Source organism: Neobacillus vireti (genome assembly GCF_036962465.1).
GTDB classification, from domain to species: domain Bacteria; phylum Bacillota; class Bacilli; order Bacillales; family Cytobacillaceae; genus Neobacillus; species Neobacillus vireti_B.
In genome coordinates, this window is record NZ_JBALNF010000034.1 from 32,673 (window position 1) to 42,875 (window position 10,203).

Sequence of the window (10,203 nt, forward strand, 5' to 3'; positions counted from 1 at the left end):
TCCTTCAGGGGTTATGAAGACGGCTTATCTGTCGTAGTCCCATTTTTAGTTAATCTTTGAGTTTATTGTGTGGGTTTCGGATTTTGCCATGTCATTACGTCATCGGCTTCATCAATCTCAATCGTGACATCAACGACACCTTTTTCCGCCATAATTTTTTCATGAATTCTATCTTTAATATCATCGGCAGCGGCAACCGTTATTTGAGGGTCAATCTCAATTTCCAGCTCAACATGCAGGTCTTCCCCCTCTTTAATAACAGTTATATCTTGGATATCTTTTACATCAGGATCCTCCATCACGAGTACACCAATCTTATTTTCCATTTCCTCATCCGCTTGACCAATCACACCAGCTGCATTATCTAAAAAGACCTTCCCCACTACAAACAGCATCATCACACCAATTAGCACAGAAGCAACACCTTCTGCTTGATGTAAAGGGGTAAAGTGGGCTAGAACAACGGCAATGATGGCTAACAAACCACCTAAAGTCGCCACCATGTCCTCCATAAAGACAAGCTTTGTCGCCGGCTTGGCTCGTCCCAAATTGGCAAACGCCATAGTAAAAATGTTGAGACCCTTTGCCTCCAGCTCGATGTCATGCAAAATTTCCTTCATTGCTTTAAACAAGACAAAGGTTTCGAGCAGGGTCGCTAATGCTAACACAAGAATATTAATCAAAAAACCGGTCGACTTGGTTGGATGGACAATATGGTGATAGCCTTCTTTGATCGTTTCAAACGCCATAATCCCTACTATTAATACTGCCCCTAACAGAACAAGGTTGACTAAGCGGCCAAACCCGTTGGGATACTTCTCTGTCGGTGCTTTTTTACTTAGTGCTGATCCGACGAATACAAAGAACTGATTGGCAGCATCGCCAAGGCTGTGCATCGTTTCAGCAAACATGGCAACATTTCCTGTAAAGAAAAAGGCCACTCCTTTGATAATGGCGATAATGGCATTGATAATGGCTGCCAGAAACGCCGATTTATTCCCTCGTTTTAATAACTGAATTAATTCTCCCATTCTATCCTCAATTCTTTAAACGTTTTTTAACACTAGATATAACCGGTTATTTCTTTCCTGTTTTTCTTCAACAGATGCTAAGTCATATTTTTTCAATAAATGAAAGACTTCATTCAACAGTTCTTGGGAATGTTCATAAGTAAAAAAACGGTTGAATAATCCCTCCATGTCTTTAGGCAAATAAGCTGCCTGCAATTGGTATTTATTTTCCACATCTTCCTTTGAGTGATTCAGTTTACATTCGCTCATTTCGATTTCTCCTCCTCATTAAGGTATATACGTTTAGCATAGCAGAAAAGTAACAAAGACTAAAAGCGGAAGCGCCTTGAACAGGGGTGACAGGCATAAGACCTGCCTTCTTGACGGATTGACTTATGACCCCGAGCCCCTAGGCGAAGAAGCTGGATGTAAGAAAAAAAGCCCACGAATGGACTTTTGGGTTACACCTTTTTATGCTCAGTCACTTCTAAAACATCCAAAAGGAAAACAAATACAGGGATTCCGATAATCAAACCCCATACACCGAAAAAATGCTCGGAGAAGATTAAGACGATGAATGTATAGAAAACAGGAAGATTTGTTTTTGAACTCATTAAATTAGGGTTTAAGATGTAGGCTTCAATCGCATGAATAATCAGAATCGCTATGCCCACATAAAGAACCTTCATAAATCCGCCTATACTATAAGCGATAATCACCAGCGGGATTAACGAGATGATCACGCCCGCTACTGGGATTAATCCCAGTACAAAAATCATAATAGATAAACCGCCTAATTGCGGAAATTTTAACAGCCATAGGAAAATGGTCGTAAGGATACAGTTGATAACCGCAATAATTAATTGTGCTTCGATTACCTTACCGAATGTCCCAACAAATTTTCGGGCAAAAAACTCAATTTCTTCATAAATCGGTGCAATTTTACTAGTTCTGAATTTCTTTGTAAATTCAATTAAGTGCGGCTTTTCTAATAAGCAGAAAATGCTCAGCAGCAAGGCCAATAACACTTGTAAAGTAATACTGCTAATATCTTTAAAATACTTTATGATAAAAGTAACACCTTGCTCCAGATAGCTCGACAGCTTGATTTCTTCCATCCGGCTGACCAAATAATTTAGAATAATATTATCGTGCTTGGCGGTGTAGAAAGCGGTTAGCTGCTTAATCAAGGCGGTAATTTCCTGAATAATCATCGGTAAATACATAACCAAACAATAGGAAAGTAACCCGACAATACAGGCATAGGAAAGCACGACAATTAACTTGCGATTAAGCGGAAGCTTTTTTTCAATAAATTGGACTAATCGATCCATTAAAAAGGTAAAGATAAAGGTTAGTAAAATTAAATTTATCATCGACCTCATTGCATATAAAATGAGGGCAATAAGGACAAATATTGCTATTCTTTTAAAACCGCTGCTCTTCATTAGTTTATTTATCATAGATACTGATCGAACCCCATTATATTTACTAGTCGTAAGTTTTTTAACTTTTTTTAATTATATCAAATCTTAACCCTAATTTGTCTGTTTTAGACTTCTTTTATGGGTTAAATTGAACCGGCGTCATCGAGCTGTCTATCTTCTTACTGATCCAGCCCTGTTTCGATAAAAAATCAAGCAGCTGTGGCAAGTGTGCTAGCGTTTCTTTCCTTTCGTGCAGCAGAATGACAATCGGTCCATTATGGTTAGCCATTCGGTTTAATTGTGCAATGACACTGTTTACATATCGGGCATCTTTATAATCCCAATCTCGGCTGTCAATATTCCAATCCCACATCAAATAGCCATGATCATGTACAGCCTTTCGATATTCCTCTGTCATATATGGAACACTGCCATACGGGGTTCTCATAATATAGGAATCTACCCCTGAGATTTCTTTTAAGGTAAGACGGTTTTGCGTTAATTCCGAGATGACAGATGTCACAGATGCATAAAAAATCTTCCGATCATGTGACACGCTGTGCAGGCCAACGGTCTCCCCAGACTGGACCATTAATTTAACAGCATTAGGATAACGGCGAATATTGCCATCAATCATAAAAAAGGTTGCTTTATACTGATATTTTTCCAGCAAGGCGATTATAGGAGCGGAATATGCCGATGGACCGTCATCAAAGGTTAAATAAATCGTTTTCTTTGAACTTGGATTAGCTGGCGGTGGTGTATTCGGCTGCTCAGATTGTGCTGGAATCGTTATCTTTGTTGGCTGCTCGGTAGTTGTTGTTGGGTTTGAGGCAGGTTCAGTAGATGTAGGTTTCTTGACGCTGCTATTCTCACGTTCTTGTTGATTTCTCCAAGCGATCGCTTCTGCTTGATGTTTCCGGATTTGTTCTTTTTCCAGCAGTCCATCCCTGGTAACCCTTCGAAGGGATTCAGATGCTGCCCCCTTGGCCAATGCCCGATGAATAGGTTCATATTTTGCTGGATTAGTAGATTTATTTATGGCTTTTTCCTGAGAATAATGGCTTAGAATTACCCCTGTAAATAAGAGACCAAAGACGATTAAGACAAGTAATGTCCCTTGTGACCAGCCTCTTTTTAAATTCCCCATTGTTCATACCCTCTTTGGTGTTTATTTCCCTTCCCCATTATAGACGAAATTTCTATTCAATTGTTTCAAATCTATTAAAATTATTACATTTCTATTAAATAAATCGAATGACATGTGTATTTAGTCGCTTTATATATTACAAGTTTTACCACTTAATTATACCTCTTAAAATAAAAAAAGGGGGGAAAACAATTATGATTCTGAAATTTCAAAAAGTAAGACAGGCAAATTATTTTACGGTTTAACATACATATCATTGAACAAGATTTTTCTCCTATTCCAATATCAAAGCCTTTAGATGGAGGTGAATTGAGTGTCAGGGGGACAAAAAGCACTTTTTTATATTCTATCGATACTTATTCCTATTGTAGGGATTATTTTAGGGATTATTTGGATGAATGACCAGGAACCTGAGAAGAAGGTTGTGGGAAAAAACTGTTTAATTATCGCGATTGTCGTGACGGTTTTAAGCTGTATTTGCTGGTTTGCTGCATCCGCATTGTCAATCCTGCCAGCGGTTTCGGGGTATTAAAGTTTATAAAAATTTGAAGAAGGACCCAATTTTGTGTAATAGAAAATTGGGTTCTCAGTTGGAGGGGGTAGCCGTTAATCCAAGTGATATTAGACTTTTTTGGAAGGGCTATCTGCCATCAGTTAGATGAACGTTCACTTTATGCATCTGGATTAGCACTTTCTGTTTGTGCCCGAGATACTGGAATTTATATCGGGATTTTCTCCACCCTATTGTACTTACATATTTTTAAAAGGAAAACTAAACTCACCATACCCACCATTAAAATTAGTTTCCTGCTATTACTCTTTATGGTTCCCATGATGATTGATGGCTTGGGATCATACACTCATTTATTTCAAAGTAATAATGTAAGAAGATTAATTTCAGGTATTTGCTTTGGTTTCGTTCTTCCCTATTTTCTTTATCCGCTTTATTTGGGAAGGGCACTTGCCTATTCATCTGTGCCTGTTATCCAAAAAAAGAAGGATATTTGGGTACCAATTTTATGTAGCAGTATTTTAGGAGGGTTATTTTATTTCGGCCTATTGCCTTATTACTTCTTGAATAGTTTAATTATTTTTACTGTTATTGTTTGGTTTAGTTTATGTGCCTCTTTCTTGATTCCTTTCATTAGACAAACTTATTTTAGAGGGGTTCTCTCTATTTTGCTTAGTCTCTTTTTTCTTTCTAGTTTGTCTTTGTTACATGCTTGGCTGGTTCAATATTTATAAACCATTGAATCTATTTAAATAACAACAGCCTAAAAAATCCTTTTTGTTCGATTAGATTGTTATCCCGTTCTTGCTAATTTATTCCTGCTTATTTTAATCGATAATTACCTGCTGCCCCTAATGAAATATCCAAGAAGGGTTTTTTACCCTTTTTTAGCTTTCTACTTGATAACAATATTAGGAAAAAATATAATAATATAAGAGAACGTATGTTTCGATTTGCCGTTTTGGAGGTGTTTTTATGGAGATTTGGGAAGCAGCATATATTGCCGGAATTATTGATGGAGAAGGAACCATTACGTTAACAAGAATGCACGAAAAGGAACATCGCCGCCCCTGTGTTACTATTGCATCTACTGATAAAGAGCTACTAGACTATATTCAAAAATTAACTAATGGGAGAATTAATAGTAAAAAGAACTACAATCCTATCCGCCATAAGGATTCCTATACACTGTACATAAAGAAGAAAGAAACAGTTTTAAACTTATTAAAGGACGTTTCACCTTTTCTTAGAGTGGATAAAAAAAGAAATCGTGCTCTTTGGATACTTGATAATTATGAAAAAGTTACACTTCGGAATGGTAAATACAACTCTGATTTACTAGAGAAGAAGATCATATTTGAAGAAAAGTTCTTTAAAATATAAAAAAAGACCAGCATTTCTGCTAGTCTTGTTATCCACCTATGTATGGTGGAGACGGCGGGACGTGCTCTTCCATGCTTTCGACATGGCACTGACTATATCTTGAACCTGTCCAAAAACAGGCCCTCTGGCGTCTTATGCGAAACATAAATTTTCCTCTTCAAGGAAGGATTCGCATCCTAGTACTACCTTATTACAGGCAGCCTATAAGTCGATACACGGCTGTTGAATTACTTCACATACCGCTCGGCATTGCCCTATCGCTCACAAGCGACTTAGGTTTCACCGATAAAGCCAGATTATCACTTGTATGTTACCACACAAGGCGACTATTAATTAATCGAACCCGCGTCCAAAGATATCGCCACTTAAGCATCTACGAGTGTAGTCGATATATTGGCGTTTCACTGATCCATTTGCCTATCGACCGGCGTCCGGTCAGCTAGCCTGGTTGTTCTCTTCCTTCATCCTCAGGCGGTGGAATCCGGCGTAGCCCACTTAGAGTGAGTCCCTTACCCTACCACATGGGCAATGGAGGGAGGAACCGCTATGCAGTATTAAGCTGCGAAAGCGAGGTTGTTGTTAGTTTTGCCAGTTATGGCTTTGACGTTTTAACGAGGCCGATCCCCTCGACTCGCAACCTAAGCTCAAACTACCCCTGTCGAATCCGTAGCGTCCCCATTATAAAATGTGCTGAAATCTACTTAAAGATTTAGCAACAGACGTTAGGAATTGCTCAACACGTTTGTCAGAGCAAAAGATTGTGCCGCTTCATCAGCGACAAACTTATTATAACACACTCAGAGCATTTTTCAATTGTAACAATTTGTAAATTAATTTCCAATTACATCTTTTGACGATCACGGAATGCTCTTTCAATCTCACGCTTCGCCTCTTTTTGCTTAAGAGATTCACGCTTATCATAATTCTTTTTACCCTTTGCTAGACCAATTAAAACCTTACAGAAGCCATTTTTTAAATATAGCTTTAATGGGACAAGGGCATAACCCGCTTCTTTTGTTTCCCCTAAAAGCTTACTGATTTCCCGTTTATGAAGCAAAAGTTTACGTGTTCGTAATGGATCATGATTAAAAATGTTGCCTTGCTCATACGGACTAACATGCATTCCAAACAGAATCGCTTCGCCATTTTGAACCCGTGCATAGGCATCCTTAAGATTAACCTTCCCGGCACGTATAGATTTAATTTCGGTCCCTTGCAGAACAATTCCTGCTTCGTATGTTTCTTCGATAAAATAGTCATGGTAAGCCTTTTTGTTTTGCGCGACTACCTTTCCTGCACCTTTTGGCATTTGTTTCACCTCAACTCTATGGACTTATTTTAGCAGATTTACATAGGCTGTACAACGAGAAAGGGGCCATGCGGTCAGGGCCCCTTTCCTTTTATTTGTTTTTTCTCTTTCTGCTCTTAGATTTCGGTACATTATCATAAAATTTACGTTTACTTTTGCCTTTGCCGCCCTGTCCGCCGCCGGATTCAGACTTTTGGCCGCCATTCCGGCTGCGTCCCTGTCCTTGTTTCCCTTCGCCCTGCTGCTTATTCCGGCGCGGCTTACGGGTATCACTGCCCGTACTAAAGACTCTTGAGGTTTCTGGTCTTTCACGGCGCGTCCCCTTCATGCCGACAATTTCAAAATCAATCGATCGCTCGTCTTTATTTACTTTTACGACGCGAACGGTAATTTCATCACCAATCCGGAATACATTTCCGGTGCGCTCACCAATCATCGCATAATGGCGCTCATCAAAACGATAATAATCATCGGTCATATAGCTGACATGGACAAGACCTTCAATCGTATTCGGCAGTTCCACAAACATACCAAAGTTGGTCACAGAGCTGATAATGCCATCATACTCGACACCAATCTTGTCTTCCATGTATTCGGCCTTCTTCAATTCATCCGTTTCGCGCTCCGCATCAACGGCACGTCGCTCCATTTTTGAAGAATGCTCGGCAATCTCAGGCAGGCGGGCATTCCATTTCTCCTGCGTAGCTGAATCGATTTTTCCTTCAATTAAATAGGTACGGATTAAGCGATGGACAATCGTATCCGGATAACGACGAATCGGTGACGTGAAATGGGTATAAAACTCGGTAGATAACCCAAAGTGTCCAAGGCTTTCCGGATAATATTTAGCTTGCTGCATGGACCGCAGCATGACAGTCGAAATGACCATTTCTTCTGGCTTGCCTTGAACCTCTTCAATAATCTCCTGAAGGGCACGAGGATGCACGTCGTTAGCAGTCCCTTTTACGATATAGCCAAAGTTCGTAATAAACTCGAAAAATCTCCGTAATTTATCTTCTTTTGGATCCTCATGAATTCGGTAAATAAACGGAACTTCCATCCAGTGGAAATGCTCTGCAACTGTTTCGTTGGCAGCCAGCATGAATTCCTCAATTAATCGTTCGGCAACAGACCGTTCGCGTAATACAACATCTGTAGGTTTGCCTTCCTCATCAACCAAAACCTTGGATTCTTTGAAGTCAAAATCGATGGCTCCGCGCTTCATTCGTTTGTTTCTTAGAACTTCTGCGAGTTCTTCCATTAGTTCAAACATAGGGACAAGTGATTCGTACCTTGCACGCGTCTCTTCATCCTTGTCGGTCAGGATTCGGTTTACATCATAGTAGGTCATCCGCTCCGTTGTTTTAATGACGCTTTGAAAAATTTCATGCGAAACAACAGTTCCCTCTGATGAAATTTCCATCTCACAGGACAACACGAGGCGGTCCACTCGTGGGTTAAGCGAACAAATCCCGTTTGAAAGACGGTGCGGGATCATCGGAATCACTCGGTCAACTAAATAAACACTCGTTGCCCGTTCTTCTGCTTCAACGTCAATCGGCGTACCCTCTTTAACATAATAGCTGACGTCGGCAATGTGAACGCCAAGCTTATAGTTACCGTTCTCTAATTTTGTCACGGTAACTGCGTCATCCAAGTCTTTTGCGTCGGCACCATCAATCGTCACAATCGTTTCATTACGTAAATCGCGGCGATTCGCTAATTCACTTTCATCAATCGTATCAGGTGTCTCATTGGCCTGCGTTAATACATCATCAGGAAATGCTATTGGCAGCCCGTGTTTATGTATGACGGATAGAATGTCTACGCCTGGGTCATTTTTATGCCCCAGTACTTGAATTACTTCGCCTTCTGCACTTTTTCGGCCATCAGGGTAGGTAACAAGTTTAACGACCACTTTATGTCCTTCGACTGCTCCTTTAGAAGCGTTCTTAGGGATAAAGATATCATTGGCAAACTTTTTATCATCCGGAATTACAAAGCCAAAACTTTTGCTCTCAACATAGGTCCCCACAATTTGCTGTACACCGCGCTCAATAATCCGAATAATACTTCCTTCACGGCGTGTACCAGATGTTTCCGATGAAACACGCGCAAGCACGATATCGCCATGCATCGCAGTGTTTGTTTCATTTGGCGGAATAAAAATATCGTCCATTCCCGGTTCATCCGGTACCACGAATGCGAAGCCTTTGGCATGGCCAATCAGCTTACCGCGAATTAAATTCATTTTTTGCGGAAGCCCGTAACGGTTGCTCCGTGTCCTGACAACAAGACCTTTTTCCTCCATTTGGACTAGAGCCTTCACAAACTCTTTAAAGTCGCTGGAATCTTGAATGCCAAATGCTTCTTCCAGTTCCTGTACGGTTAATGGTTTGTAGGCTTCATCTCTCATATATTGCAAAAGCTTATCGATGTGCTTTTGAATGTTATCTTCCAAACTATTCCCTCCTTTGGGGTGCTTTATTATTATACATGCCAATCAAGACTCTCTAAGAAAGCATAAACATCCTCATGAAGCTGTTCACGCTCTTTATCCAGGGTAATGACATGTCCAGATTCCTCATACCACTTGATTTCTTTTATGGTCGATTCAATTTCGTTATAAATGATGTTAGCACTTTCTGTATTAATCATCTTGTCATGACGTGCTTGGACAACGAATGTTGGGGCATAGACCATATCTACATGGTTACGCACATCGGCAATTAATTGCTGAAGTGCTTTTAATGTTTTCATTGGCGTCTTTTTAAACTCATTCATTTCCATTTCGATTTGTTCGTCAGTTTTTCCTTCATACCTTTTATATTCTCGGGCATAATCGAGAATTCCTTGGTACATGACCTCTTCGCTTTTTATATGCATCGGGGCACACATCGGTACAATACCCTTTATAGGTACAGTGTAACCCAATTTCAAGGAAAATACGCCGCCAAGTGAAAGTCCGGCGACTGCAATTTCTTCATGTCCTTTATTTTTTAAAAAATTATAGCTATTTAGGACGTCCTGCCACCAATCTTCGGGACCGGTATGGACGAGTTCTTCCGGCGGTACTCCATGACCTTTATAATGCGGGGCATGGCAGGTATAGCCTTTTTTTTCTAAATAGCGGCCCAGCATCCGGACATCAGCTGAATTTCCTGTAAAACCGTGGAGCAGCAAGACGGCGCGTTTTCCTCCTTCAAAGGTAAATGGTTTCGGTGGTGCAACTTTCATGTTAAAAACTCCTTTTAATTCTATTAGCTTCTATTAGTTTAAGCATTAAAAGAGGTAACATTCCAGAAAAAAGCCTTGTGGGGCGTTATCAAAACGATTAGCTGGAGAATGTGGTGATGTGGATTCTTTGCTTGTTTTGATTGGATTCTGCGTACTTTTGGATTTTTTCCGCGAAC

The 10,203-nt window shown here is 40.1% G+C and carries 10 protein-coding genes and 1 other RNA gene; 3 read left to right on the forward strand and 8 right to left on the reverse strand.

The genetic code is table 11. The annotated features are described in order from the left end of the window. Nucleotides 1–62 precede the first annotated feature (62 nt). The 4 genes from V7077_RS15815 to V7077_RS15830 form a co-directional block, all read right to left on the reverse strand. The gene (locus V7077_RS15815; protein WP_335503631.1) at nt 63–1,031 is read right to left on the reverse strand and encodes a cation diffusion facilitator family transporter; all 969 of its coding nucleotides are present in this window, start codon (nt 1,029–1,031) and stop codon (nt 63–65) included. Between the two features lie 15 nt (nt 1,032–1,046). Then, nucleotides 1,047–1,280 (reverse strand): hypothetical protein, encoded by a 234-nt coding sequence (locus V7077_RS15820; RefSeq protein WP_335503634.1) that lies wholly within the window; start codon nt 1,278–1,280, stop codon nt 1,047–1,049. A gap of 191 nt (nt 1,281–1,471) precedes the next feature. Further along, nucleotides 1,472–2,473: an AI-2E family transporter gene (locus V7077_RS15825; RefSeq protein WP_335503637.1), complete on the reverse strand. Its 1,002-nt coding sequence runs from the start codon at nt 2,471–2,473 to the stop codon at nt 1,472–1,474. A gap of 100 nt (nt 2,474–2,573) precedes the next feature. Then, nucleotides 2,574–3,587 (reverse strand): polysaccharide deacetylase family protein, encoded by a 1,014-nt coding sequence (locus V7077_RS15830; protein ID WP_335503640.1) that lies wholly within the window; start codon nt 3,585–3,587, stop codon nt 2,574–2,576. Between the two features lie 313 nt (nt 3,588–3,900). Here V7077_RS15830 and V7077_RS15835 point away from each other — a divergent pair, with 313 nt between their 5' ends. From V7077_RS15835 to V7077_RS15840, 3 genes are all read left to right on the forward strand, one after another. Beyond that, nucleotides 3,901–4,119, forward strand: coding sequence for a hypothetical protein (locus V7077_RS15835; RefSeq protein WP_335503644.1), 219 nt, complete (start codon nt 3,901–3,903; stop codon nt 4,117–4,119). Nucleotides 4,120–4,202: 83 nt separating this feature from the next. Then, on the forward strand, nt 4,203–4,832 hold the full coding sequence (locus V7077_RS27750; protein ID WP_420489662.1) for a DUF2085 domain-containing protein: 630 nt from the start codon (nt 4,203–4,205) through the stop codon (nt 4,830–4,832). Between the two features lie 241 nt (nt 4,833–5,073). Continuing rightward, nucleotides 5,074–5,481, forward strand: coding sequence for an LAGLIDADG family homing endonuclease (locus tag V7077_RS15840; RefSeq protein ID WP_335503647.1), 408 nt, complete (start codon nt 5,074–5,076; stop codon nt 5,479–5,481). Between the two features lie 334 nt (nt 5,482–5,815). On the opposite strand, the gene ssrA is transcribed toward V7077_RS15840, so the two are convergent. The 4 genes from ssrA to V7077_RS15860 all read right to left on the reverse strand — a co-directional run bounded on the left by ssrA (nt 5,816) and on the right by V7077_RS15860 (nt 10,027). Next, nucleotides 5,816–6,150: a transfer-messenger RNA gene (gene ssrA / locus V7077_RS15845) on the reverse strand. 172 nt (nt 6,151–6,322) lie between these two features. Continuing rightward, nucleotides 6,323–6,790, reverse strand: coding sequence for an SsrA-binding protein SmpB (gene smpB, locus V7077_RS15850; protein WP_335503650.1), 468 nt, complete (start codon nt 6,788–6,790; stop codon nt 6,323–6,325). Nucleotides 6,791–6,881: 91 nt separating this feature from the next. Further along, a complete protein-coding gene (gene rnr / locus V7077_RS15855; RefSeq protein ID WP_335503653.1) occupies nt 6,882–9,251 on the reverse strand; it encodes a ribonuclease R in 2,370 nt (789 codons plus the stop codon). 29 nt (nt 9,252–9,280) lie between these two features. After that, the gene (locus V7077_RS15860) at nt 9,281–10,027 is read right to left on the reverse strand and encodes an alpha/beta hydrolase (protein WP_335503654.1); all 747 of its coding nucleotides are present in this window, start codon (nt 10,025–10,027) and stop codon (nt 9,281–9,283) included. Nucleotides 10,028–10,203 lie beyond the last annotated feature (176 nt).

What these genes read in the sequence shown, in the direction of transcription:
- V7077_RS15815 (WP_335503631.1), bottom strand. Translation starts at nt 1,031, where the DNA reads ATGGGAGAATTAATTCAGTTATTAAAACGAGGGAATAAATCGGCGTTT.
- V7077_RS15820 (WP_335503634.1), bottom strand. Translation starts at nt 1,280, where the DNA reads ATGAGCGAATGTAAACTGAATCACTCAAAGGAAGATGTGGAAAATAAA.
- V7077_RS15825 (WP_335503637.1), bottom strand. Translation starts at nt 2,473, where the DNA reads ATGATAAATAAACTAATGAAGAGCAGCGGTTTTAAAAGAATAGCAATA.
- V7077_RS15830 (WP_335503640.1), bottom strand. Translation starts at nt 3,587, where the DNA reads ATGGGGAATTTAAAAAGAGGCTGGTCACAAGGGACATTACTTGTCTTA.
- V7077_RS15840 (WP_335503647.1), top strand. Translation starts at nt 5,074, where the DNA reads ATGGAGATTTGGGAAGCAGCATATATTGCCGGAATTATTGATGGAGAA.
- smpB (WP_335503650.1), bottom strand. Translation starts at nt 6,790, where the DNA reads ATGCCAAAAGGTGCAGGAAAGGTAGTCGCGCAAAACAAAAAGGCTTAC.
- V7077_RS15860 (WP_335503654.1), bottom strand. Translation starts at nt 10,027, where the DNA reads ATGAAAGTTGCACCACCGAAACCATTTACCTTTGAAGGAGGAAAACGC.